Origin of the sequence: Xylanimonas oleitrophica (assembly GCF_003244315.1) — a bacterium.
Taxonomy (GTDB): Bacteria; Actinomycetota; Actinomycetes; order Actinomycetales; family Cellulomonadaceae; genus Xylanimonas_A; species Xylanimonas_A oleitrophica.
Genome location: NZ_QKWH01000005.1, coordinates 92,814 through 117,230 on the forward strand (window position 1 = coordinate 92,814; position 24,417 = coordinate 117,230).

Annotated in this window: 18 protein-coding genes and 1 pseudogene; 11 read left to right on the top strand and 8 right to left on the bottom strand. The window is 71.0% G+C overall.

Annotation, left to right across the window (positions count from 1 at the left end):
• The first annotated feature begins 194 nt into the window (after positions 1 to 194).
• From DNL40_RS09135 to DNL40_RS09155, 5 genes and pseudogenes are all read left to right on the top strand, one after another.
• A complete protein-coding gene (locus DNL40_RS09135; protein ID WP_111250942.1) occupies positions 195 to 2,168 on the top strand; it encodes a protein kinase family protein in 1,974 nt (657 codons plus the stop codon).
• A gap of 135 nt (positions 2,169 to 2,303) precedes the next feature.
• The gene (trxB, locus tag DNL40_RS09140; protein WP_111250943.1) at positions 2,304 to 3,347 is read left to right on the top strand and encodes a thioredoxin-disulfide reductase; all 1,044 of its coding nucleotides are present in this window, start codon (positions 2,304 to 2,306) and stop codon (positions 3,345 to 3,347) included.
• A gap of 65 nt (positions 3,348 to 3,412) precedes the next feature.
• On the top strand, positions 3,413 to 3,754 hold the full coding sequence (gene trxA / locus DNL40_RS09145) for a thioredoxin (protein WP_111250944.1): 342 nt from the start codon (positions 3,413 to 3,415) through the stop codon (positions 3,752 to 3,754).
• Positions 3,755 to 4,467: 713 nt separating this feature from the next.
• Positions 4,468 to 5,784: pseudogene (locus DNL40_RS09150) on the top strand (aminotransferase-like domain-containing protein); the annotation flags it as partial.
• Positions 5,785 to 5,816: 32 nt separating this feature from the next.
• Positions 5,817 to 6,857 carry a D-alanine--D-alanine ligase family protein gene (locus DNL40_RS09155; RefSeq protein ID WP_111250945.1) on the top strand — a complete coding sequence of 347 codons (1,041 nt, stop codon included), beginning with the start codon at positions 5,817 to 5,819 and terminating at the stop codon, positions 6,855 to 6,857.
• Between the two features lie 1,957 nt (positions 6,858 to 8,814).
• On the opposite strand, the gene DNL40_RS09160 is transcribed toward DNL40_RS09155, so the two are convergent.
• The 8 genes from DNL40_RS09160 to rpmH form a co-directional block, all read right to left on the bottom strand.
• Entirely contained in the window at positions 8,815 to 9,975 is a 1,161-nt protein-coding gene (locus tag DNL40_RS09160; protein WP_425450770.1) for a ParB/RepB/Spo0J family partition protein, read from the bottom strand.
• A 346-nt stretch (positions 9,976 to 10,321) separates the two neighbouring features.
• Positions 10,322 to 11,239, bottom strand: coding sequence for a ParA family protein (locus DNL40_RS09165; RefSeq protein WP_111251013.1), 918 nt, complete (start codon positions 11,237 to 11,239; stop codon positions 10,322 to 10,324).
• Positions 11,240 to 11,915: 676 nt separating this feature from the next.
• Positions 11,916 to 12,626: a 16S rRNA (guanine(527)-N(7))-methyltransferase RsmG gene (rsmG, locus tag DNL40_RS09170; RefSeq protein WP_245885798.1), complete on the bottom strand. Its 711-nt coding sequence runs from the start codon at positions 12,624 to 12,626 to the stop codon at positions 11,916 to 11,918.
• Positions 12,627 to 12,828: 202 nt separating this feature from the next.
• Entirely contained in the window at positions 12,829 to 13,329 is a 501-nt protein-coding gene (locus tag DNL40_RS09175) for a Jag family protein (RefSeq protein ID WP_111250947.1), read from the bottom strand.
• Positions 13,330 to 13,332: 3 nt separating this feature from the next.
• Positions 13,333 to 14,280 carry a membrane protein insertase YidC gene (gene yidC, locus DNL40_RS09180; RefSeq protein WP_111250948.1) on the bottom strand — a complete coding sequence of 316 codons (948 nt, stop codon included), beginning with the start codon at positions 14,278 to 14,280 and terminating at the stop codon, positions 13,333 to 13,335.
• A 58-nt stretch (positions 14,281 to 14,338) separates the two neighbouring features.
• Positions 14,339 to 14,677 carry a membrane protein insertion efficiency factor YidD gene (gene yidD / locus DNL40_RS09185; protein ID WP_111250949.1) on the bottom strand — a complete coding sequence of 113 codons (339 nt, stop codon included), beginning with the start codon at positions 14,675 to 14,677 and terminating at the stop codon, positions 14,339 to 14,341.
• Positions 14,674 to 15,069 carry a ribonuclease P protein component gene (gene rnpA, locus DNL40_RS09190; RefSeq protein ID WP_111250950.1) on the bottom strand — a complete coding sequence of 132 codons (396 nt, stop codon included), beginning with the start codon at positions 15,067 to 15,069 and terminating at the stop codon, positions 14,674 to 14,676. The genes yidD and rnpA overlap by 4 nt, the downstream gene beginning before the upstream one ends.
• 20 nt (positions 15,070 to 15,089) lie before the next feature.
• On the bottom strand, positions 15,090 to 15,227 hold the full coding sequence (gene rpmH / locus DNL40_RS09195) for a 50S ribosomal protein L34 (RefSeq protein ID WP_012895733.1): 138 nt from the start codon (positions 15,225 to 15,227) through the stop codon (positions 15,090 to 15,092).
• A 485-nt stretch (positions 15,228 to 15,712) separates the two neighbouring features.
• On the opposite strand from rpmH, the gene dnaA reads away from it, so the two are divergent.
• The 6 genes from dnaA to gyrB all read left to right on the top strand — a co-directional run bounded on the left by dnaA (position 15,713) and on the right by gyrB (position 24,408).
• Positions 15,713 to 17,128 carry a chromosomal replication initiator protein DnaA gene (dnaA, locus tag DNL40_RS09200; RefSeq protein WP_111250951.1) on the top strand — a complete coding sequence of 472 codons (1,416 nt, stop codon included), beginning with the start codon at positions 15,713 to 15,715 and terminating at the stop codon, positions 17,126 to 17,128.
• Between the two features lie 684 nt (positions 17,129 to 17,812).
• Positions 17,813 to 18,946, top strand: a complete 1,134-nt coding sequence (gene dnaN / locus DNL40_RS09205) for a DNA polymerase III subunit beta (RefSeq protein ID WP_111250952.1) — start codon at positions 17,813 to 17,815, stop codon at positions 18,944 to 18,946.
• A gap of 111 nt (positions 18,947 to 19,057) precedes the next feature.
• Positions 19,058 to 19,951 carry a phosphogluconate dehydrogenase (NAD(+)-dependent, decarboxylating) gene (gene gnd / locus DNL40_RS09210; RefSeq protein ID WP_111250953.1) on the top strand — a complete coding sequence of 298 codons (894 nt, stop codon included), beginning with the start codon at positions 19,058 to 19,060 and terminating at the stop codon, positions 19,949 to 19,951.
• 98 nt (positions 19,952 to 20,049) lie between these two features.
• The gene (gene recF, locus DNL40_RS09215; RefSeq protein ID WP_111250954.1) at positions 20,050 to 21,291 is read left to right on the top strand and encodes a DNA replication/repair protein RecF; all 1,242 of its coding nucleotides are present in this window, start codon (positions 20,050 to 20,052) and stop codon (positions 21,289 to 21,291) included.
• Between the two features lie 367 nt (positions 21,292 to 21,658).
• Complete coding sequence (locus DNL40_RS09220) at positions 21,659 to 22,000, top strand: DciA family protein (protein ID WP_245885799.1); 342 nt, start codon at positions 21,659 to 21,661, stop codon at positions 21,998 to 22,000.
• Positions 22,001 to 22,347: 347 nt separating this feature from the next.
• Entirely contained in the window at positions 22,348 to 24,408 is a 2,061-nt protein-coding gene (gyrB, locus tag DNL40_RS09225) for a DNA topoisomerase (ATP-hydrolyzing) subunit B (protein ID WP_111250955.1), read from the top strand.
• The last annotated feature ends 9 nt before the right edge of the window (positions 24,409 to 24,417 follow it).

Sequence of the window (24,417 nt, forward strand, 5' to 3'; positions counted from 1 at the left end):
GAGCGCGACGAGAGGTGCACGACGGGTGAAGGTGCCGTGGCCGTCGCCCGGTGCCGCGCCCCCGGTGCGGGACCGGCCAGGTGCCGCACCCCTACGATGAACGGACTGCGACGAGAGACCGAGGGTCCGCCCGACGTCCGGTTGAATGGACCCGTCAGGGCTCACGCCCACCGACACGCGAACGAGGAGGCCTGGTGAGCACCGTACCGCCCGGCGGCACGACGCCCGCTGCCGAGGGCCCCGTGCCTGCAGTCATGGAGGCGGGGGCCGTGCTGGTCGACCGATACCGCCTCGAGCACCCCACCACGAGCGACCTCGCCGACGCCGTCGTCTGGCAGGCGCGCGACCAGATCCTGGACAAGCCGGTCCGGGTGACGTTCCTGGGCGGCGTGCACGCCTCCCAGGCGCTCGACGCGGCCCGCCGGGCCGCCCTGGTGTCGGACCCGCGCCTGGCGCGGGTGCTCGACGTCGGCCGGACCACGCTGCGCGGTGTCGAGCTGCCGTACGTCATCACGGAGCCGTACACCGGCTCCACGCTGACGGAGATCGTCTCGAACGGGCTGGTCGACGCCCAGCAGGTCCGCGCCGTCGTCGGGGAGGCTGCCACGGCGCTCGACGCCGCCGCTGGCCGCGGCGTGCACCACCTGGCCCTGCGTCCGGACGCCGTGCGCGTGGACGGCCGCCGCGTCGTCGTCACCGGGCTGGGGCTGGACGCCGGTCTCGCGGGCGTCGACGCCACCGGGGAGGACGGCGCGGCCTCCGACGCGCGCGACCTCGCCGCGCTCGCCTACTACGCCCTCACCGCGCGCTGGGCGGGCGACAGCCTCGACGAGCCGTGGATCGCCCCGCACACCGTGCTGCCGCTACCGGCGCAGCAGGACGAGCACGGCGACGTCGTGCCGCTCGCGATGCTCGTGCCGCACGTCGACCCGGTGCTCGACCAGCTGGTGCGCCGCACCCTCGGCGGTGACGACGACGCACCCGCTTCGCCGGCGGCCGTGGCCGACGCGCTCAAGCCGTGGGACGAGGTCTCGCTCACGGCAGCGACCGCGGAGACGGCACAGCGCACGGCCGTCGGCGGCGCGCCCGTGCGCCAGTCGGTGCGCGGCGCGGCTGCGCAGGCGGCTCCCGGCGCACCCGTGCGGCGCACCACCGGTCGCATCGCGCGGGCTGGCAGCGTCGGCGCCGTCGGTGCGGGCGCCGTGGGCGCCGGCGCGGGCAGCGCCGCCGCCCAGACCGCGGCGGTCCCGCCACCGCCCCCGCCCGCCACGCCGTACGGTTACGGCGCACCGACCCAGGCCTACCCCGCACCGGCACCACAGGCGGGCTGGGACAACGGGTGGCAGGGAGCGCCTGCCGCGCAGAACCCCGTCCCGCAGGACCCGCAGGCGACCGCGCAGTACGCGTACGGCTTCGGGCAGCAGGGGCAGCCCCAGGGCTACCCGCAGGGGCAGGTGCCCCAGGGCCCCGCGGTGCCACCTCCCGCTCCGCCCGGCGCCGCCCCGCAGGGGTTCGCGTCCGAGCCGTCCCCGCGGCGCGGGGTCAACCCCACGCCCATCGTGCTGACCATCGTGGTGCTGGGCGTCGTCCTGGGCGCCGGGTGGGCCGTGTCGAAGGCGTTCTCACCGCTCGAGCCGGCGATCGTCGACGCCAGCCCCACGGCCAGCGCGCCCGCCGAGGGTGATGGCGGGGCCGCGTCGGGCGGCGACAGCGCCCCCACGCCGGAAGAGCAGCCCACGCCCGAGGCGCGACCCGTCATCGCGAGCGGCCAGCAGGTCAGCCCCACCGGGCAGCCCGAGAAGCCGGAGTTCGAGGCGCTGGCCGTCGACGGCGACCCGTCCACGTTCTGGTACACCTTCACCTACAACAGCGCGGAGTTCGGCCGGCTCAAGCCGGGCGTCGGCTACGCCATCACGCTGCGCGAGCCGGCCCCCGTCACCGCGATCACCCTCACGACCAACAGCGAGGGTGGCCACGTCGAGGTCCGCCAGACCACGCCGGACAACCCCACCGAGGGCCCCGTCCTCGCCTCGGGTGCGTTCAGCCCCACCACCGAGCTCACCTTCGACGAGCCGGTCGTGGGCGACCAGTTCGTCCTGTGGATCAGCGAGCTGCCCAGCACCCAGGGCAGGTTCCGGCTCGAGCTGAACGAGATCCTGCCCCAGTGACACCCCCACCGCCCTGGCGCCACCGCACGGCTCCAGGGCGGAACATCGACGCCACCGTACGTGTTACGCAGGCGGTGCACCGCAGCCGTCGTCGGCCTGACGACGAGCCGGTGAGCCGTGCGAGAAGGAGAGAACGTGACTGACCAGGCCGCTGACACCGCAGTGACCACCGTGCACGACGTCGTCATCATCGGCTCGGGCCCCGCGGGCTACACCGCAGCGGTCTACGCCGCACGCGCCGGCCTCGCGCCCGTCGTGCTCGCCGGCTCGGTCACCGCGGGCGGCTCCCTGATGAACACGACCGAGGTGGAGAACTTCCCCGGGTTCCCCGACGCCGTCATGGGGCCCGACCTCATGGACAAGATGCGGGAGCAGGCCGAGAAGTTCGGTGCCCAGGTCGTGTGGGACGACGCCGAGCAGGTCGAGCTCGCGGGCGACGTCAAGACGATCGTCACGGGCGGCGGCGAGACGTACCGCGCCCGCGCCGTCATCCTCGCCACCGGCTCCGCCTACCGCGAGCTGGGCCTGGAGGACGAGAAGCGGCTGTCGGGCCGCGGTGTCTCCTGGTGCGCCACCTGCGACGGGTTCTTCTTCCGCGACCAGCACATCGCCGTCGTCGGTGGCGGGGACTCCGCCATGGAGGAGGCCACGTTCCTCACGCGGTTCGCCTCCAAGGTGACCCTGGTGCACCGCCGCGACTCGCTGCGTGCGTCGAAGATCATGGCTGAGCGCGCCCTGTCGAACCCGAAGATCGAGATGGCCTGGAACAGCGAGGTCGCCGGCATCACGGGCGAGAACCAGGTCTCGGCGATCACGCTGCGCGACACCGTGACGGGCGAGACCCGCGAGCTGCCCGTGACCGGGCTGTTCGTGGCGATCGGCCACGAGCCGCGCACCGCGCTCGTCAAGGGTCAGGTGGAGCTCGACGACGAGGGCTACATCGTGGTCGAGGGTCGTTCGACCCGTACCAACCTGCCCGGCGTGTTCGCCTGCGGTGACGTCGTCGACCACACCTACCGGCAGGCGATCACCGCCGCCGGCTCGGGCTGCTCGGCCGCGCTCGACGCCCAGCACTACCTGACGGCGCTGGCCGACGACGAGGGCGAGGCAGACCTCGCCGGCACGCCGCAGGTGCCCAACCCCGACGGGCTGCCGGCCGCTCTCGAGCAGGTCGGCTGATCGCCACCCGTCCCGTTCCTGACGACGGGCCCGTCCCGACGTCGTCCCCGCGAAGGAGCAACCGCATGACCGACGAGACCACGCGCAGCACGGTCGCCGTCACGGACGACACGTTCAAGGCCGAGGTGCTCGACTCCGACATCCCCGTCGTGGTCGACTTCTGGGCCACCTGGTGCGGCCCGTGCCGCATGGTGGCCCCGATCCTCGAGGAGATCGCCGACGAGTACGCCGGGCGTCTCAAGGTGGCCAAGCTCGACACGGACGCCAACCAGGCGACGACCATGGCGTACGGCATCGTGTCGATCCCGACGCTCAACATCTACAAGGGCGGCGAGCTCGTGAAGTCCATCGTGGGCGCCCGCCCGAAGAAGGCGCTGCTCGAGGAGATCGAGCCCGTCCTGTCCTGACAGCTGGGACGGCGTGCCGTCGCGCACGCCGTGTCGCCGGAGGCCGGCAGCCCGCGGAGGGTTGCCGGCCTCTTGCGCTCTCCGACGCGCTGACCTGCGGCGATGGCCCGGCATGGACCCACGCACATGGTTCACAGCACAATCACGTACGGCGCTGGGGCGTGTCACGTTCTTCTTGTGACTGATCTGTGTGGTGTAGCGTGCCTCGCATGCCGCGCAAGCTGCCCGCCGAGCTCGTCACCCGCCTCCTCCGCGAAGGCATGGGTCCGCGCGCCATCGTGGAGCACCTGCGAGAGCACGAAGGCATCGAGGTCTCGCCCCAGGCCATCTCCACCTTCCGCCAGCGCCACACCGACGTCCCGCCCCAGCACTCCACCCGGCGCGTCGTCCCCTGGGACGTGCGCCCGGAGCACCGCTCCAGCGGATACCGGCGCGCCATCCTCGCCTACCACCGGCGCGCCCAGGGCCGCACCCTCACCGGCGAGGAACGCCGCAACCTCGAGCACGTCGAGCGCACGCTGCGCGAGGCCGGCCAGGTCATCGACTACCAGCCCGCGCAAGGCTGGCTGCTCGTCCCCGCCCGCCCCGGAGTCGACACCGGGATCGTCCGAGAGCCGGAGGCCTCGATGACGCACGACACGACGCCCACGCAGCCCGCCACGACTCCGGCGCCCAGCGCGGCCGCCGCGCCCGCCCCGCCCGGCGGCCCTGCGGCCTCGGCAACAGCCGCGGGCGGCGCGGGCACGCGTCTCGACCCCTGGTTCGGCTCGTACGCCGCCCGCGCCCACGGCATGCGCGCCTCAGAGATCCGCGCGCTCTTCGCCGTCGCCAACCGGCCCGAGGTCGTCTCGCTCGCCGGCGGCATGCCGTTCATCGAGGGCCTCCCCCTGGACGTGATCGGCGAGGCCGTGCAGCGTCTCATCGCCACCAAGGGCACCACCGCCCTCCAGTACGGCTCCGGCCAGGGCGACGAGGAGCTGCGCGAGCGCATCCTCGAGATCGTCGCCCTCGAGGGCATCACCGACGCCCACCCCGACGACGTCGTCGTCACCACCGGATCCCAGCAGGGTCTCGACCTCGTGACACGGATCTTCGTCGACCCTGGTGACGTCGTCCTCGCCGAGGCGCCCTCGTACGTGGGCGCGCTCGGTGTGTTCCGCTCCTACGAGGCACAGGTGCAGCACGTCCCCCTCGACGCCGACGGCCTGGTGCCCGAGGCCCTCGAGAGGGCCATCGTCCAGGCGCGCTCAGCCGGGCAGCGCGTCAAGTTCCTCTACACCATCCCCAACTACCACAACCCCGCCGGTGTGACGCTCAGCCTCGAGCGCCGCCAGCGGGTCCTGGAGATCTGCAAGCGGCACGGCGTGCTCATCATCGAGGACAACCCGTACGGCCTGCTCGGGTTCGACCGCGAGCCGCTCCCCGCCCTGCGCGCCTTCGACGACGAGGGCGTCGTCTACCTCGGCTCGTTCTCCAAGACGTTCGCCCCCGGGTACCGCGTCGGCTGGGTCATCGCTCCCCACGCCGTGCGGGAGAAGCTCGTGCTCGCCAGCGAGTCGTCAATCCTCTCGCCGTCGAACGCCTCGCAGATGGCCATCACCACCTACCTGGCCACCTGCGACTGGCGTGGCCAGATCAAGGCGTACCGGGAGATGTACCGCGAGCGTCGCGACGCCATGGTCGGGGCGCTGTCCGAGCACCTGCCCTCCGCCAGCTGGAACGTGCCGGACGGCGGCTTCTACGTCTGGGTCCGGCTGCCCGACGGCCTCGACGCCCGTTCCATGCTGCCGCGTGCCGTGACCGAACGCGTCGCCTACGTGCCCGGGACCGCGTTCTTCTACGACGGTCAAGGCGCCGACCACATGCGCCTCTCCTTCTGCTACCCCACGCCGGAACGCATCCGCGAAGGCGTGCGCCGCCTCGCCTCCGTCGTCAACAGCGAGGCCGATCTCGTGCGGCTCTTCGGCACGCACGCCGAGCCCGACGACGACCCCCGCGACGCCGAGCACCCCTCCCCCAACCTGGCCTGAGACCGCCAGCCCTCGCGACAGGTGACGCACCCATGACTCCTCCCACCCCCGCCACCACGCCTGCGGCGCCCGACGTCGTCGCCCCCGGCCTCACGGGCACCTCCAGCACCGCACCCGCTCACGGCACCGACCTCTCCGTGGCCGTGCTCGCCGGCGGCCTCTCCCACGAGCGTGACGTGTCGCTCCGCTCCGGGCGTCGCGTCGCCGAAGCCCTGCGCGCCGCCGGCGTCGACGTGCGGTTGCACGACGTCGACGCCGATCTCCTCGGCTTCCTGCGCACCACCCGTCCCGACGTGGTCTGGCCGCTCCTCCACGGCGCCGGGGGTGAGGACGGGTCGCTGCGCGACGTGCTCGAGCTCGCCGGCGTCCCCTATGTGGGTACCGGCCCTCGCGCGAGCCGTGCCGCCTGGGACAAGCCCATCGCCAAGGAGCGACTCCAGCAGGCCGGCCTCACGACGCCCGAATGGCTCACGCTCCCCCAGGAGCTCTTCCGCGACCTTGGAGCCGCCGCCGTCCTCGACGCGGTGGTCGAGCGCTTCGGCCTTCCCGTCGTGGTCAAGCCCACCCGGGGCGGGTCCGCGCTCGGGGTCACCCGCGTGCAGCGCCGGGAAGACCTCGCCCGAGCGATGGTCGACTGCTTCGCGTACGGCGGCAGCGCGCTCATCGAGCAGGCTGTCGACGGCATCGAGGTCGCCGTCTCCGTCATCGACAGCCCCACCGGCCCCACAGCCCTCCCCCCTGTCGAGATCGTCGTCGACGGCACCTACGACTACGACGCCCGCTACAACGCCGGTCGAGTCGAGTACTTCGCCCCTGCCCGCCTCGACGACCACGTCGCCAGGCAGGTGGCGACCGACGCCGTCGCCGCTCACCGAGCGCTCGACCTGCGGCACCTGTCCCGCACGGACATGATCGTTCGACCCGACGGCGCACCCACCGTGCTGGAGGTGAACGTCGCTCCCGGCATGACCGAGACCTCGCTGTTCCCCCAGGCCGTCGTCGCTGCTGGGCACGACGTCCCGGCGCTGTATCGCTCCATCGCGGAGCAGGCGCTGACCTCCGTGCGTCGCTAGGCGTCCGGGGCACTGCGTTCGGGTCGACCTTGAGGGTCGTTTCACGTGAAACGACCGCGGCCTCCCCGTGCCGGCATGGTGGGTCGGTGCGGTACTCACGGCCCTACCCGCCCCGGATCGCCGTTGATGGCGGGCAGGCCCTGACGGAGCTCTGGGTGTGGTCGTTTCACGTGAAACGGTCGGGGCCCGGTGCGGCACTGCGGCGCTGTCATCGCTCGCTCTGGCTGGTCTCTGGCTGGTCTCTGGCCCACCTGTCGGTGCCCTTGGTGGCCCGACCATCTGTCTCCCGAGAACCGGCGAATGGCCGTCCCCAGGAGGGATCCGAGCGGTGCAGGGCCGAGGTGAAGGGTTCCAGGTAGGTCACCCGCCAGACGAACGGTCGGAGGCGACGCCTCACTGCGAGCCCACCACTCCTTGTCAGGCACGGTGCTCTTGGTGGGGGCTGAGCCGACGGGGCTCGCTATGGCTGGTTGTTGCACGTGAAACAACCCCGCCCGGACCAGTACCTGGGCCGGGTTCAGTGCCGAGCCCGGCGCTCATGTTCGGTCGGCAGCTCGGGCCGCATCCGGCATCGACCGCTCGTCTGGAGGTGCTGTACGTCCCTCAGGCTGGCTACACCCGAACCGCGGCAGTTCCGATGCCCCCATCCACGCACCCATATCCAGCCCTGTCTCCCGAGTCCGACTCTGGCAGCGCGATCACACCGACGGCCTCTCCTGGTGGGTCGTGCAGTGCCAGTGGAGGCGCCCCTCCGTCGACGGACGGCTGCCCCGCCACGTCCCGCATCGAGGTGGCGCCTTCACGCCGCTGCCCGAGCAGGCCGTGCCGTCGCCTGCGAGACCTGACACGACACCCGTCTTGTCGGGCGGTCTCGTTTCACGTGAAACACCGCTGCGGGGCCTGTTCCGCTCGGCCGACCGGTTCTGCCCCGGCGGCAGGTCAACCACTCGGCCCTGGCGCTTCGGGTGCGCGAGCCCGGCCCCCGCGAGGGCGTCGCCCGGGCCGGACGAGTGCTCCTCCGGCTCTCTCCTCGGATCCCCCGCTGGCTGAGAGGATGTCCGATCGTGCGGCCACCCGCCCTGCGGCAACCGCCTCGTGCAGTCAGACCTGTCTCCCTGCCTGATTCCCGAGGCTCGCTCCGTATCCATCCCTCGGTGAAGCCAGTTGCGTTTCACGTGAAACGACGCGGTTCCTTCGTACCGCGACTGATTGCACAGGCGACCACGTGCAACTACACGGGACACCGGTACCGCAGCGTCGTGGTGCGGCTCCCACCGGGTCGTCCAGCACCAGAGTCGTGGGGTGCCGCGCTCGGCTACCTGCACTGCCCCCGCCCGGACCTGACGCCGTTCGCCGCGCCCGTCCATCCGTCCTCAGCGCACGCAGTGCCCTCTACGGGCCGGCGCCGAGCCGCCAAGGAGTACCCAGGAAGCACCGGACCATCCGCGATGCCTCGATGCCGTCATCTGAGGCCCGCCTCCCGTCCCATGCCCATGGCCCCTGCTCCCTACGGCCAGGCGAACCTCCTGACGGACGGCGCAGTGCCCGGCCGCCGTCAGTGCTACCTCACAGCACCGCGCCCCCTGCGCATCCGGTATCCCGACGCGCGCTCCCCCTCCGGTGCTGCGCCTCGCACGTGAGCACGACATGCCCTGGCCCTTGATCCGTGTCGTCCGCCTGTCACGTGAAGCCGTCACATCAGCTCCGACGCCCGCGGACGCCCCCTGGCAGGCGCCCTGAACCAATCCGGTGCGTCACCGGCCGCCACAGTTCGTCGCCGCGCGTCGCCTCGCTCCCGGTCGTGCTCCAGCGGGAGGTATGACCGAGCCCTCGTGAGAGGGCAACCGCAGGACTCCGCGCAGGTCGGTGACCACGGCGCCGCCCCACCGGAGTGTCATGCCGCCAACGACCACGGGCCCCTGTTTCACGTGAAACAGGGGCCCGTGGGAGGCACGGATCAGGACTTGAGCAGCCCTGGGTCGTCCGGAGCCATGACAGCGAGGATCCGGTTGAGGTCCTCGACGGAGGCGAACTCGACCGTGAGCCGCCCCTTCGACTTACCCACCTGGATCTTCACACGCGTCTCGAACCGGTCGGAGAGCCGCCCCGCGAGCTCGTCCGCAGCGGCACTCCTCTGCCCCGCCCGGGGTGCACGACGCTTGCTCTCCTCGCCACCCGCCGTCATCATCGTGACGATCTCCTCGGTGGCGCGCACCGAAAGTCCTTCGGAGACGATGCGCTGCGCGAGCCGCTCGATCTCGGCGCCGTCCGTGAGGCCGAGGAGCGCGCGCGCATGTCCTGCGGAGAGAATGCCTGCCGCCACTCGGCGCTGGACCAGGGGCGGCAACTTCAGGAGCCGCAGCGTGTTCGAGATCTGCGGACGGCTCCGGGCGATCCGTGCCGCAAGCTCTTCGTGCGTGCAGCCGAAGTCGTCGAGGAGCTGACGATAGGCGGCAGCCTCCTCGAGGGGGTTGAGCTGAGCCCGATGCAGGTTCTCCAGAAGCGCGTCGCGGAGCATGTCCGCGTCGTCGGTCTCCCGGATGATCGCGGGAATGGTCTCCATCTCGGCGAGCTGCGACGCACGCCAGCGTCGCTCGCCCATGATCAGCTCGAAACGTCCTGTCTCAGAGCGATCCGGCCGGACGACGATCGGCTGCAGGACGCCGATCTCCTTGATCGACTCCACGAGCTCGTCCAGGTCCGCCTCGTCGAAGACGGTGCGTGGCTGCCAGGTGTTCGGCCGGATGGACGAGACGGGGATCTCCGCAAAGCTGGCGCCGGGGACGGGCACCAGGTCCGTGTCGGAACCGCCCGAGCTCCCGGTCGAGGCCCCGGCCTCCCCCGCGGGCGTGCCATCGCCGATGCCCGCGAACGCTGCGTCGACCACCGCGTTCGCCGCACCCTTGCTCGCGAGCGCATCGTGCGGCACCCGTACCCCACCGATCGGTGTGACGGTGGCCAGGTCGCTCGGGCCGCTGGTGAGACCGTCGATCGCTGACGGGCTCTCGCTCGCGTCGACCTGCGGGAGCTCGAGGCTGTCCGTCGACGCCTCGTTGGCAGCCGTGCGGTCCGCACCTCGCGCAGCGCTCGACCGGATGGCCAGCCGGCCGCTGGACATCGCCGCGTCCCATGACGTCGACCGCGCGCTGCCCGAGGCAGCCGCACCGGACGGCTCCGTCGCCTCCTTCTCCTCTGCCGGCTCCTCGCCCGCAGGCGCCTTCTCCCCTGCGGGGAAGAACACGTCGACAGGCCGTTCCCCCTCCGGACCGGAGGGGATCAGTGCACCCAGCCCCCGCCCGAGGCCGCGCCTCTTCTGAGCACTCATCGCGCCTCCTCGCCTCGCTCCAACACTCGTGTTCGTGATCGTCGTGGTCTGTCGGCAGGCTCGTCGGGCCCTCCGACGCGGGTCTCAGCGGGTCGCGGCACCGCCGCCCCCCGGACGTCTCTGTTCGAGACTACGCGCATCACCGCAGGTCAGCGCGTTGGAAAGCGCGCTCGGCCAGCTCCCGTGCAGCCTCAAGATAGGCGAGCGCACCGGTGGAGGTCGGGTCGTACGTCATCACCGACTGGCCGTGGCTCGGAGCTTCGGAGATGCGCACGGAGCGCGGGACGGTGGTCCGCAGGGTCTGCTCCGGGAAGTGAGATCGCACCTCCTGGGCGACCTGCTGCGCGAGGTTGGTACGGCCGTCGTACATCGTCAGGAGGATCGTGGACACCGACAAGCCTGGGTTCAGGTGTGCCCGGATCAGGTCGATGGTCTTGAGGAGCTGCGTCAGGCCTTCGAGCGCGTAGTACTCGCACTGGATCGGGATGAGAACCTCGCGGCCGACCACGAAGGCGTTCACGGTGAGGAGACCGAGACTGGGCGGGCAGTCGACCAGCACGTAGTCGATCGGCTCCTCCCCCTTCTCCACCCGCTCCTGCAGGTACGCGTCCACCGCGCGCCGAAGGCGTGTTTCACGTGAAACGAGGGAGACGAGCTCGATCTCGGCCCCCGACAGATCGATGGTCGCGGGAACGCCCCACAGCCTGGGGATGTCGGGGCACGCCTGGATCGCGCTGGAGAGCGGCGCGTCCTCGACGAGCACCTCATAGATCGACTGCGTGCCCGCACGATGCTCCAGACCGAGCGCTGTCGATGCGTTGCCCTGCGGGTCGTTGTCGATGACGAGCACGTTGAGCCCGGCGAGCGCCAGCCCTGCGGCGAGGTTCACGGTGGTCGTCGTCTTGCCGACGCCACCCTTCTGGTTCGCCACCGTCAGGATGCGGGTCGAGGCCGGCTTGGGGAATCGGCGACCCTGCAGCTCGATGCGCCGCCGAGCATCGAAGGCAAGCTGGGCGGCGAGGGGCGTGTCCTCGTCGACCTCGGGGATGCTGTCCATGAGCGCGGCGCGCTGCGCGTCCTCCGCAACCCACGTCACTCGTGCTGGCTCCGGGGAGGGGCCGGAGGGACGAGCCTGAGGTGGGACAGACGTGCCCTCGGCTCCGGCGAACCCGCTGGTGGGGCCGGGCTCCGGCACGGACTGCGCGTCATCGGCGGCCGGCGCGGCCACGCGGTTCCACGGCCACCTGCGCTCGTCCGTTGCCATGCTCACGTCCCTCTCGTCGACGACGTCTCCCTGGCGTCGCGCACGCGCCCGATGCTGCGGATGGGACCGGTAGACGGCGCCGCACACGACCAGCCACAGCCTACGGCCTCGCCGCGCCGAGCCCGCGACGCCACACAGCATCGTGATGTCACGCGACAACACTCCAGGGCAGCCGGAGGGCGCGGACGGAAGGCCGTTTCACGTGAAACACCGGCGCGCCCGCACTACGGGCGGCTGCGGCCGGTACCCCGAGGCCCCCCGAACGCAGCGCACCCCGGCACGCCGCCGTGCCGCCGTGCTGCCGTGCTGCCGGACCCTGCCTCAGTGTGGGGCGCCCGCCACCTTGAGGACGCCCTGTTTCACGTGAAACGTCGGGTGGGGGGAACTGTCGATCCCGGGCGCCCGCACGAGCATCACAACCAGCCCGCGACAGACCAGCGACGCTCGGACCGCGCCCTCAGAACACCCGTCAGCCGCGCCGGACCCGCAGGATCGTCGTCGGTTCGACGCCTGCCACGGTCGTGCCAGAGAGGATCTCCGGCTCAGACGCCTTGTAGGCCCGCAGCACCTTGCGCGCGGGGTCGATCTCCTGAGCCACGTTTCGGCCCTTGAGGATCACCATCTCGCCACCGTGACGCAGCAGCGGCATGCTCAGGCGAGCGAGCTTTGCGAGGTTTGCGACCGCACGGGCAGTGAGAACGTCGGCCTCGAAGGCACCGTGGTACTCCTCGGCCCGCCCACGCTTCACCTGGACGTTGCCGAGTCCGAAGCGCTCCACCACCTCGGACAGCCAGGTGGTGCGCCGCTCCATCGGCTCGATCAGGAGGACGTCGAGCTCGGGCCGCATCATCGCGACCACGATGCCGGGCAGTCCGGCGCCGGAACCCACGTCGACCAGCGTCCCCCTGGCCGGCAGGTAGGGCACCACGGCCGCGGAGTTGAGGAGGTGGCGCTCCCACAACCGGCCGACCTCACGGGGGCCGATGAGACCGCGCAGCTCGCCCTGCTCACGGAGGAGGTCCCCGAACCCTGCGACCCGCTCGTACGCGTCGCCCAGGAAGGCTCGGACCTGCTCGCTCTCGCCGAGCGCACGGTCAGCGGTGTCGTCGACGATCTCGTCGGCACCGCCGCCTGCGGGATCCTGGGCGTCGCTCGAGATCGCGCTGCGCTGGTCTGCCACCTGTCAGTCCTTCGTTCTCCGTGAGACGGCGAGCCTCTCGCCGCACTGCTCGCCCCTCGGGGCGCTTCCACACATCGTCGTCCTGGGGCACAGCATGTCACCGGCCGACTGGTGGTGCTGCAGCACCCCGGTCATGCAGGTGGCGGGTGCCGGCCCTGCCGACACCCGCCACCGTCAGACTGCGCTGTCCTGAGCTGCGACCTCAGCCGGCCACCGGCTGCACCACGACGTACCGCTCAGGCTCGACACCGCGCGAGTCGCTCGCAAGACCTGCGGCAGCGACGACGTCGTGCACCACCTTGCGCTCGAACGCGTTGAGCGGTTCGAGCTCCACCTCGGTACCCGACTCCTTGACCTTCGCCACGGCTGCCTCGGCGATCTCGGTCAGCTCCACGCGCCGCTGGGCACGGAACCCGGCGATGTCGAGCATGAGCCGGCTGCGCTCACCGGTGCGGGCCTGGACAGCGAGCCTGGTCAGGTCCTGGAGCGCCTCCAGCACCTCGCCGTCATCACCGACGAGGTGGTCGAGGGACGCCTCCTCCTCGGCAACGATCTCGACGGCCGCCCGGCCGTGCCGTACGTCGATGTCGATGTCGCCGTCGAGGTCGGCGATGTCGAGGAGCTCCTCGAGGTAGTCGGCCGCGACCTCGCCCTCTTCCTCGAGCTGCGTGGTCGGGTTGACGTCACCCTCGTGCACAGTCATGGCTCAGCCCTTCTTCTTGCGGTTCTTGCGCTGCGGCTGCACGCGCTGGCCGCGCGGCTGCTCCGGCTGCTCGTCCGGCGTCTCCTCGGCGACGATCCCCTTGGCAGCAGCCTTGCGGGCACGCTTCTCGTTGAGGACGCGCTCGGCCTCGGAGCCGGGGGCCGGCATGCGCTTGATCGTGTAGAACTGCTGCCCCATCGACCAGATGTTGGTGACCGTCCAGTAGATGAGCACACCCACCGGGAAGTTCACGCCCGAGATCGCGAAGATCAGCGGCAGCATGTACAGCATCATCTTCTGCGTGCTGGCCATCGGGCCTTCGAGCGCGGCCTTCGGCATGTTCTTCATCGTGAGCTGACGCTGCGTGAAGAACGTGGTCGCGGACATCGCGATGATCAGGCCGATCACCACGAGGCGGGACACGGTCGAGTCCGTGGTGCGGAAGACGTCGGAGAGCTGGGCGCCGAACAGGGTCGAGGACTCGATGTCGGCGGCGACGTGCTGGTCGATGGGGCCGATGGGCGCGTGCGCGCCCGTCGAGATCCGCTCGAGGTTGTTGAGCACCCGGAACAGCGCGAAGAAGATCGGCGACTGCAGCAGGATCGGCAGGCAGGAGGCGAACGGGTTCGTCCCGTGCTTGCGGTAGAGCTCCATCGTCTCGCGGGTCATCGCCTCGCGGGACGCCGGGTCGGTCTTGCCCTTGTACTTCTTCTGGATCGCCTGCATCTCGGGCTGCATGAGCTGCATGCCTCGGGACGCCTTGATCTGCTTGAAGAACAGCGGGATCAGGACGATACGGATGACGATCACCAGGGCGACGATCGACAGCACCCAGGCGATCCCCGGGCCGTCGGGCAGGCCGAGCGTGGTGAAGAGGGCGTGCGAGCCGGTCATGACCCATGCCACGGCCCACTCGATCGGATACAGAAGTGCGAAGATCCCGCCGTCCATCAGGTTTGGCTCCTCGGTAGGGAAGTCTGCAGGGGACCCGGTGGCGCGGGCCGGGAGGTCAGTGCTGGTGCGCGTGGTCGCGCACGTCGTCGCCGGCGCCCTGAGCGGCCGCGGTCGCCCGCGACGCGCCGTCGTCGGCGCCGCGGGTGCGCGGCCTGGCTGGCGGGACGTCGTCCACGCCGCCGAGGCTCCAGGGGTTGCAGCGGAGGATGCGCCAGAGCGCCAGGCCCGTCCCTCGCAGCGCACCGTGGGTGCGCAGCGCCTGCACGGCGTAGTGGGAGCAGGAGGGGTAGTACTTGCAGGTGGGGCCCGTCATCGGGGAGACCACGACCTGGTAGACGCGGATGATCCCCACCAGCACGCTGGCGGGGATCTCGCGGATGGTCTCGAGCCTCATACCGGGCTCGCGGTGCGCGGGGAGGTGCTGTCGCCAGCCGCGCGGCGCGCGGCCTTGCCGAGCGCACCGGAGACGTCGCGGCCGAGCTCCGCGTAGGTGGCGGACGCCGCGGGCGGCAGCGCACGCACGACGACGCGGGTGCGGGGCGGCAGGGATCCTGCGGCGTCGAGCACGTGCGAGCGCACCAGCGCCCGCAGGCGACGCTTCACCAGGTTCCGCTGCACGGCATTCCCCACGGCCTTGGATACGACAAGACCGACCTGCGGTGGCGCATCCCCCTCGTCGTCGACGAGAAGGTGGACCACCACGGTCGATCGTCCTGCACGCGCGCCGCGGCGCACCGTCCGTTCGAACTCGACGGGACGACGCAGACGGTGCGCCGCTGGCAGCACGTGTCAGTCAGGTGGCTGCGTCAGGCCGACAGCTCGACGCGACCCTTGCGGCGGCGGGCCGCCAGGATGGCGCGGCCGGCGCGGGTGCGCATGCGCAGCCGGAAGCCGTGGGTCTTCGCACGACGGCGGTTGTTCGGCTGGAAGGTCCGCTTGCTCACGAGGTGCTCCAAGAAACGTCGGGTCGGGGGGCACGCCGCCCGACGCGGGTCGACTGTGCAGGTCCTGGTGACCGGCTTCCTGAGCTTGGCGCCCGAGCGGAGGACCGGCCGTGCGCTCCGAGGTTTCCGGCGCCCGGTCGAGGGCGCGCGAAAGTACCTGGAACGGCTGTATGACGTTACGCGATGGGAGGCCGTGAGGTCAAACCCGGTCGAGTCTGCCTACGATGGCACGCACCGGACGCGCCACGTCGCAGCCGCCGCGGCGTGTCCGCGGGGCCCCCGCCGCAGAAGAGGATGCACGTCACTCTCCTGATCGGCAGATTCCACAGGTTGTGGAGAACTTTGTGGACGAAGATGTCGGGTAGCTGCCCGGCGTGACACACTCCCAGTCTCACCTGCCGTGCGCACCCGAGCCCCGGGCCGGCCACCGGACCACGGCGCAGGACGACCAGACGAGCACACAGCGAGACGAAGGAGCGCCGGCGGTGGCGGACGAGGACATCAACAAGGTCTGGGCCCAGACCCTCGAGGTGCTGGAGCAACGGCCCGACATGACGGCCCGCCAGCTCGCCTTCATCCGTCTCGCCAAGCCGATGGCGGTGGTGGACGGCAACGCCTTCATCGCCGTCCCCCACGAGCAGACCCGCACGTACCTGGAGACGAGCGTGCGCGAGCAGCTCATCTCGGCGATGTCCTCGGTGCTCGGCAGGGACGTCCGGTTCGGTATCACCGTGGACCCGGAGCTCAGCGCGGAGAGCCTCACCGGCCCGTCGCAGGACTACATCGAGCCGGAGGAGGACGAGGACGACGTCGTCGCGGAGATCCCCGCGCCCGTCCTCCCTCGCCAGCCCCGCCCGTCGGCCGAGCCCACCCGGCTCAACCCGAAGTACATCTTCGAGACCTTCGTCATCGGTTCGTCCAACCGGTTCGCGCACGCCGCCGCGGTCGCCGTGGCCGAGGCGCCCGCCAAGGCCTACAACCCGCTGTTCATCTACGGCGACTCGGGCCTGGGCAAGACGCACCTGCTGCACGCCATCGGGCACTACGCCCACAACCTGTACCCGCACGTGCGTGTGCGCTACGTGAACTCCGAGGAGTTCACCAACGACTTCATCAACAGCATCGGCGAGGGCAAGGCGGGCGCGTTCCAGCGCCGCTACCGCGACGTCGACGTGCTCCTCATCGACGACATCCAGTTCCTCCAGGGCAAGGAACAGACGATGGAGGAGTTCTTCCACACCTTCAACGCGCTCCACAACGCGAACAAGCAGGTGGTGATCACCTCCGACGTCCCGCCCAAGCAGCTCAACGGGTTCGAGGACCGGCTACGGTCGCGCTTCGAGTGGGGACTGATCACCGACGTCCAGCCGCCGGACCTGGAGACGCGCATCGCGATCCTCCGCAAGAAGGCGGCCAGCGAGCGGCTCGACGCCCCGAACGAGGTGCTCAGCTACATCGGGTCACGCATCTCGACGAACATCCGTGAGCTCGAGGGCGCCCTGATCCGCGTGACGGCGTTCGCGAACCTCAACCGGCAGCAGGTAGACCTGCCGCTGGCGGAGATCGTGCTGCGCGACCTCATCACGGACGACGACACGACCGAGGTGACACCGGCCATGGTGATCGCCCAGACGGCGGCGTACTTCGGCCTCACGATCGAGGACCTGTGCGGCACCTCTCGCTCGAGGGTGCTGGTGACCGCGCGGCAGATCGCGATGTACCTGTGCCGCGAGCTGACGGACCTGTCGTTGCCGAAGATCGGGCAGCAGTTCGGTGGTCGTGACCACACCACGGTGATGCACGCCAACAAGAAGATCGCCGGTCAGATGGCCGAGCGCCGGTCGACCTACAACCAGGTCACGGAGCTGACGAGCCGTATCCGGCAGCAGCACCGCGGCTGATCGTGCGACCCGTGAAGCCCCCGCCGGAGACCTTCCGACGGGGGCTTTGCCCTCCCTGGAGCGCCCTGTGGGGACGCCCGGCGCGGTGCGGACATCTGTGCACAAGTGCCGATCCACACCCTTGTACACAACGAGGAGCCTGCCGAACCACGTCAGTGCGCCGATCCCTCGACGCTGTCCCCACAGGTGTGGACAGCAGATGTGGAAATCTCAGAGCCCCGCGACGCGGTCGCCGTACACACATGTGGACAACCCTGTGGACAGGTGTGGACACACCTGCCCATCTCTGTGGACTGCAGGTGTACAGACGGTGGACGGCTGTGGGCACGACGAGCCCCGTCCACAGAGGTCCCCAGCTCACCCACAACCTCACCCCCAGCGCATCCACATGCGGAATTGGGCTCTGACCTGCACGAACACCCGATTTCCCCATGTTCCACAGCACCGAAGAAGATGACGACTGATCTCGAAGAAGGGAATTCACACACCTTCATCAGGCCGACCGGCCGCTGCGGTGCGCACCCCGAGCCCAGACGCTCTCCCGCTCGCTCCGTCCGCCCTGACCACGCTCAGATGTGAGCCGAGATGTGGACAGCCGAGTCGACGTGCCGCCTCACGCTCGACTCGCGTAGGGTTCGGTCTGTCCGCCGTCGTCCGACGTGCCTTGAGACCTGAGGGAGTGGGATGAAGTTCCGGGTTGAGCGTGACGTCCTGGCCGATGCCGTGACCTGGACCGCACGCACCCTCCCCACGCGCCCGCCAGCTCCCGTCCTCGCCGGCGTCCGGATCGAGGCGGACCCGTCAGGAGTCATCGGCCTCTCGAGCTTCGACTACGAGGTCTCCGCACGCTCGGAGATCCCGGCAGAGGTCGCCGAGCCCGGCACGGTCCTCGTCTCGGGCCGCCTCCTCGCGGAGATCGCCCGTGCGCTCCCCCACAAGCCTGTGGACGTCACGCTGGAGGGCACCAAGGTCGTGGTGACCTGCGGTGCCTCGCGGTTCACGCTGCTGACGATGCCCGTCGAGGACTACCCGACGCTGCCGCAGATGCCCGAGCTGTCGGGCACCGTCTCGGGCGACGCCCTGACCCACGCCGTCGCGCAGGTGTCCGTGGCTGCCAGCCGCGACGAGACGCTCCCGCTGCTGACCGGTGTCCGCATGGAGATCGAGGGGGAGCGCATCACGCTCCTGTCGACCGACCGCTACCGCCTCGCGCTGCGCGAGCTGACCTGGACGCCCACGACGCCGGACTTCTCCGCGGTCGCGCTGGTCAAGGCCCGCACCCTCACGGACGTCGCCAAGTCGCTCGGCAGCGGCGGCGGCCTGGTCAACATCGGCCTGTCCACGGGCAACGGCCTGGACCTCATCGGCTTCGAGGCGGGGGGTCGCCACACGACGTCCCAGCTCGTCGACGGGGACTACCCCGCCGTGCGTCGCCTGTTCCCCGACGCGACGCCGATCCACGCCGTCGTGCCGACGCAGGCGCTGATCGACGCAGCCCGCCGCGTCGCGCTGGTCGCGGAGCGCAACACGCCCATCCGGCTCGCCTTCACCGACGGCCAGGTGGTGCTCGACGCCGGCCAGGGCGACGACGCGCAGGCGTCCGAGGCGCTCGAGGCCGTGCTCGTGGGCGAGGACATCACCGTGGCGTTCAACCCGCAGTTCCTGCTCGACGGGCTCACGGCCCTGGGGACGGACTTCACGCGCCTGTCGTTCACGCACCCGAACAAGCCCGTCGAGTTCACCGGCCAGGAGTCGCTGGACGGCGAGGACTCCTCGGAGTACCGCTACCTGTTGGTCCCCATCCGCTTCGCCGGCTGAGCCCGGCGTCTCCCGCGGGCACCACGAGCCCGCACCGCCCCCGACCGGGGCGGGAACCGGTCGGGTCGTCGCCCGGCCGTCACCACAGCACGTCGCACGCAAGGAGTCAGCATGGTCAGCCACATCGGTCTCGTCGGTCTCGGCAAGATGGGCAACAACATGCGGGCCCGGCTGCGCAAGGGCGGCATCGAGGTCACCGGTTACGACCCCCGCCCCGAGGTCAGCGACGTGGCGACGCTCACCGACCTCGTCGCGGCCCTCCCTGCGGGCCGCCGGGTCGTGTGGGTCATGGTGCCCGCCGGTGACCCGACGCGCGCCGTGCTCGCCGAGCTCAAGGGCATCCTGGGCGAGGGCGACATCGTCATCGAGGGCGGCAACTCGCACTACGTGGAGGACCAGGAGCGCGCCGCGGACCTCGCCGAGAAGGGCATCGGCTACATCGACGCCGGCGTCTCCGGCGGCGTGTGGGGCCTGGACAACGGCTACGGCCTGATGGTGGGCGGCTCGGAGGACGACGTCGCGGAGGTCATGCCCGTCTTCGACGCGCTGCGCCCGGAGGGTCCTCGCGAGGAGGGCTTCGTCCACGCCGGTCCTGTCGGCGCCGGTCACTTCGCCAAGATGGTCCACAACGGCATCGAGTACGGCCTCATGCAGGCCTACGCCGAGGGTTATGAGCTCCTGGCCGCGAAGGACCTGATCACCGACGTGCACGGCACCTTCAAGGCGTGGCAGCGCGGCACGGTGGTGCGCTCCTGGCTGCTGGACCTCATGGTGCGCGCCCTCGAGTCGGACCCGCAGCTCAAGCGCCTGGACGACTGGGTCGAGGACTCGGGCGAGGGCCGCTGGACGGTGGACGAGGCGATCGACCTGGCCGTGCCGCTGCCGGTCATCTCGGCCTCGCTGTTCGCGCGGTTCGCCTCGCGCCAGGACGCCTCCCCCGCGATGAAGGCCGTGGCTGCGCTGCGCCAGCAGTTCGGTGGCCACGCCGTCAAGGAAGTCGACTGACCCGTCCGGTCCGCCGTGCCCGCCGGTCGCCTCACCACCGGGTGAGCTGACCGACGGGCACGGTGCCGACACCGGCGGAGGCGAGCGCGAGAGGGCCCATGTACGTCTCCCACCTGTCGCTCCTGGACTTCCGCTCCTACGCGTCCGTGGACGTGGAGCTGGAGCCGGGCCCCAACGCGTTCGTCGGTCGCAACGGCCAGGGGAAGACGAACCTGGTGGAGGCGATCGGCTACGTGGCGACGCTGGGGTCGCACCGGGTGGCGTCCGACGGCCCGCTGGTCCGTGCCGGTGCGGAGCGCGCGATCGTGCGCACGCGGATCGTCCGGGGTGACCGCGCCTCGACCGTGGAGCTGGAGATCACCCCGGGGCGCGCGAACCGTGCGCGGGTCAACCGGGGGCAGCCTGGCCGGCCACGGGACGTGCTGGGCATCCTGCGGACGGTGCTGTTCGCCCCGGAGGACCTGGCCCTGGTCAAGGGTGACCCGGACGGCCGCCGGCGCCTCCTCGACCAGCTCGTGGTCCAGCTCCTGCCGCGTGCGGCAGGACTGCTCGGGGACTACGAGCGGGTGGTCAAGCAGCGGTCGGCGCTGCTCAAGTCGTTGCGAGGGCTGCGGGCCTCGGGCCGTACCCCTGACCTGTCCACGCTCGAGGTGTGGGACGCCAAGGCTGCGCAGCTGGGAGCCGAGGTGCTGGCGATGCGGCTGCAGCTCGTGCAGGCGCTGCGACCGCACGTCGCGGCGGCGTACGAGCAGGTGAGCGACGCCGACGGTGCCGCGGAGCTGGGCTACCGCTCGAGCCTCGAGGCGTTCTCGGCCGACGGCGCGGCGTCGGACGCAGCAGGCGGCCTCCTGCCCGACGACGTCGCCGTCGCTCCGCCGTCGGCGGCCGTGCTGGAGCAGGCCCTGGTGGTGGCGATGGCGGCCGCCCGGCCCCAGGAGGTCGAACGTGGGGTGAGCCTGGTGGGGCCGCACCGCGACGACCTGGTGCTGACGCTCGGTGGCCTGCCGGCGAAGGGGTACGCGAGCCACGGCGAGTCGTGGTCGTTCGCGCTGGCTCTGCGGCTGGCGTCGTTCCGGCTGCTGGGCGGCGGTGGCGTGGGCACCGGGGAGGGGACGCCGGAGACGTTCTGGGACCCGGACCTGGGGACGGACGCGGACCCGGTGCTGGTGCTGGACGACGTGTTCGCGGAGCTGGACGTGCGGCGGCGCGAGCGGCTGGCGGAGCTCGTGGCGCCGGCGCGACAGGTGCTGGTGACGGCGGCGGTGCCGGACGACGTGCCCGCCGGGCTGATGGCGGCGCGGTTCGACGTGACGACGGGTGAGGTCGCGCGTGCGGTCTGAGGACGCCTCGGTGCGGCCGGGCTCGCAGGCAGGTCCCGTCGGTGGTGCGCGCCCGACGTCGGACCTCGCCCCCGGGGACCCCGCACCCGCGCAGTCCGCGGACCCGGACGCCGCGCCCCGCGCGAACGCGTCCACCGGCGCGGTCGCCCCTGCGCCCGGCACGCCCACCGCGGGTCAGGCGGCAGGTCAGGCGGCGGACGAGGTGCCCCCGATGGCGCCGGCCGACGTCGCCCGTGCTGCGCTCAACCGCGCTCGGGCGGCGGCTCGTGCGAAGGGGCTGCGGCCAGGTTCTCCGGCGCGTCGGTCGCCGTTGGCGGAGCCGCGGACGGGCTCGGGCTCCGGCCCGGGGGCACGGGACCCTCAGCTGGTGTCGGACGTGATCGGCCGGCTGCTGCGGGACAAGGGCTGGAACGAGGACGTGTCCGTCGGCGGGGTGATCGGCCGATGGCGGGAGGTGGTGGGCGAGCAGGTCGCCGACCACTGCGTCCCGGAGACGTTCGAGGACAAGGTGCTGGTGGTGCGCGCGAGCTCGACGGCGTGGGCGACCCAGGTGCGTCTGCTGGTGCCGACGCTGCTGCGCCGCCTGGCCGAGGAGGTCGGCGAGGGCGTCGTGGAGGAGGTCAAGGTGCTCGGTCCGCAGGGTCCGGGGTTCGGGCGCGGGCCGCGATCGGTGCGTGGCGGACGGGGTCCGCGGGACACCTGGGGCTGACTCGTGGGCAAGCGCCGTCCACACTGCTGTGGACGACTGTCCATACATGTGGAGAACCTTGTGGACAACCGGTGTCTCCTCGTCATCCGACCCCCTTTCAATCCCAGGTTGTGGGGCCCGAGAAGGTAGACTGGGCAGGTCATCCACGGGCCTCGGCAGGCCCTGTCGGCGCAGCGATCCCGAGGCCTTCCCAGACCCGATCCGTGCCCGGCGGGAGCAGGTCGTCGCACGGGGTGGCAGCACCGACCCGCGGTCCGCCGGCTCACGTCGCCGGACTCTCGCCGCGGCCTGGGCACAGGGCCTGGGACCCGTTCGGTGCGTGTGGACGACGAGGAGCGAACCGGCCTGTGGCGAATTCGAACGACGGCGGATACGACGCCGGGAACATCACCGTCCTGGAAGGTCTGGAGGCCGTCCGCAAGCGCCCGGGCATGTACATCGGCTCGACCGGTGAGCGCGGTCTCCACCACCTCGTGTACGAGGTTGTGGACAACTCGGTGGACGAGGCTCTCGCCGGGTACGCCGACACCATCGAGGTGACGCTGCTGGAGGACGGCGGCGTGCGGGTGACGGACAACGGCCGTGGCATCCCCGTGGCGATGCACCCGACGGAGGGCAAGCCGACCCTCGAGGTCGTCATGACGATCCTGCACGCGGGCGGCAAGTTCGGCGGTGGCGGCTACGCCGTCTCCGGCGGTCTGCACGGCGTGGGCATCTCCGTGGTCAACGCGCTGTCGACGCGCGTGGTCAGCGAGGTGGCGCGCGACGGCCACCGCTGGCGCCAGGAGTTCGCCGACGGCGGCAAGCCGGTCACCGGGCTGGAGCAGCTCGAGGCCACAGAGGAGACCGGCACCACCCAGACGTTCTGGGCCGACCCGGAGATCTTCGAGACCACCGAGTACGACTTCGAGACGCTGCGCGCCCGGTTCCAGCAGATGGCGTTCCTCAACAAGGGCCTGGCCATCACGCTCACCGACGAGCGTTCGGGCAAGGCCGACACCGAGGACGAGGTGGTGGGCGCCGAGGGTCGTGCCGTCGACGCCGACGGCGTGACCACGGCGGACGGGACGGCGTCGGACGGCGTCGCCGCGGCCAAGCCGGGCGCGCGCACGGTCACCTACCGGTACGACGGCGGCCTGACGGACTACGTCAAGCACCTCAACGCGGGCAAGAAGGTCGAGCTGGTCCACCCCGAGGTGGTCGACTTCGAGGCCGAGGACACCGAGCGCAAGATCAGCGTCGAGGTGGCGATGCAGTGGACGAGCGCGTACAGCGAGTCCGTCCACACCTACGCCAACACGATCTCCACCACGGAGGGCGGCACGCACGAGGAAGGCTTCCGTGCGGCGCTGACCAGCCTGGTCAACTCCTACGCGCGCGAGAAGGCGATCCTCAAGGAGAAGGAGGACAACCTCACGGGTGACGACATCCGCGAGGGCCTGACCGCCGTCATCTCCGTCAAGCTCGGCGAGCCGCAGTTCGAGGGCCAGACGAAGACGAAGCTCGGCAACACCGAGGCCAAGACGTTCGTGCAGAAGGTGGTGCGCGAGCAGCTCACCGACTGGTTCGACTCCCACCCCAACGAGGCCCGGGACATCATCCGCAAGGCGATCTCCGCCTCGCACGCCCGCATCGCTGCCCGCAAGGCGCGCGAGGCGACCCGCCGCAAGGGCCTGCTGTCGAGCGGCGGCATGCCCGGCAAGCTCAAGGACTGCCAGTCCAACCGGGCGGAAGAGTGCGAGATCTACATCGTCGAGGGTGACTCGGCGGGCGGTTCGGCGGTGCGCGGGCGCAACCCGCACAACCAGGCGATCCTGCCGATCCGCGGCAAGATCCTGAACGTCGAGCGGGCGCGCCTGGACAAGGCGCTCTCCAACGCCGAGGTCCAGGCGCTCATCACGGCGTTCGGCACGGGCATCGGCGAGGACTTCGACATCTCGAAGCTCCGCTACCACAAGATCATCCTGATGGCAGACGCCGACGTGGACGGCCAGCACATCGCGACGCTGCTCCTCACGCTGCTGTTCCGCTACATGCGACCGCTGATCGAGCACGGCCACGTGTATCTGGCGATGCCGCCGCTGTACCGCCTCAAGTGGTCGAACGCGCCGCACGAGTACGTGTACTCGGACAAGGAGCGCGACGCGTTCCTGCGTGAGGGCCTGGCGGCCGGCAAGCGGATCCCCAAGGACAACGGGATCCAGCGCTACAAGGGTCTGGGCGAGATGGACTACTCCGAGCTGTGGGACACCACCATGGACCCGGACCACCGCACGCTGCGTCAGGTCACCATGGACGACGCCGCAGCGGCCGACGAGATCTTCTCGATGCTCATGGGCGAGGACGTCGAGTCCCGCCGCAGCTTCATCCAGCGCAACGCCAAGGACGTCCGCTTCCTCGACATCTAGCGGCCGACG

Coding starts and splice junctions, on each gene's coding strand:
- yidC (WP_111250948.1), bottom strand. CDS start 14,280: ATGGACGGCGGGATCTTCGCACTTCTGTATCCGATCGAGTGGGCCGTG.
- DNL40_RS09165 (WP_111251013.1), bottom strand. CDS start 11,239: ATGGACAGCATCCCCGAGGTCGACGAGGACACGCCCCTCGCCGCCCAG.
- DNL40_RS09160 (WP_425450770.1), bottom strand. CDS start 9,975: ATGTCCAGCGGCCGGCTGGCCATCCGGTCGAGCGCTGCGCGAGGTGCG.
- dnaN (WP_111250952.1), top strand. CDS start 17,813: ATGAAGTTCCGGGTTGAGCGTGACGTCCTGGCCGATGCCGTGACCTGG.
- trxA (WP_111250944.1), top strand. CDS start 3,413: ATGACCGACGAGACCACGCGCAGCACGGTCGCCGTCACGGACGACACG.
- gnd (WP_111250953.1), top strand. CDS start 19,058: ATGGTCAGCCACATCGGTCTCGTCGGTCTCGGCAAGATGGGCAACAAC.
- DNL40_RS09175 (WP_111250947.1), bottom strand. CDS start 13,329: ATGACTGTGCACGAGGGTGACGTCAACCCGACCACGCAGCTCGAGGAA.
- yidD (WP_111250949.1), bottom strand. CDS start 14,677: ATGAGGCTCGAGACCATCCGCGAGATCCCCGCCAGCGTGCTGGTGGGG.
- recF (WP_111250954.1), top strand. CDS start 20,050: ATGTACGTCTCCCACCTGTCGCTCCTGGACTTCCGCTCCTACGCGTCC.
- DNL40_RS09155 (WP_111250945.1), top strand. CDS start 5,817: ATGACTCCTCCCACCCCCGCCACCACGCCTGCGGCGCCCGACGTCGTC.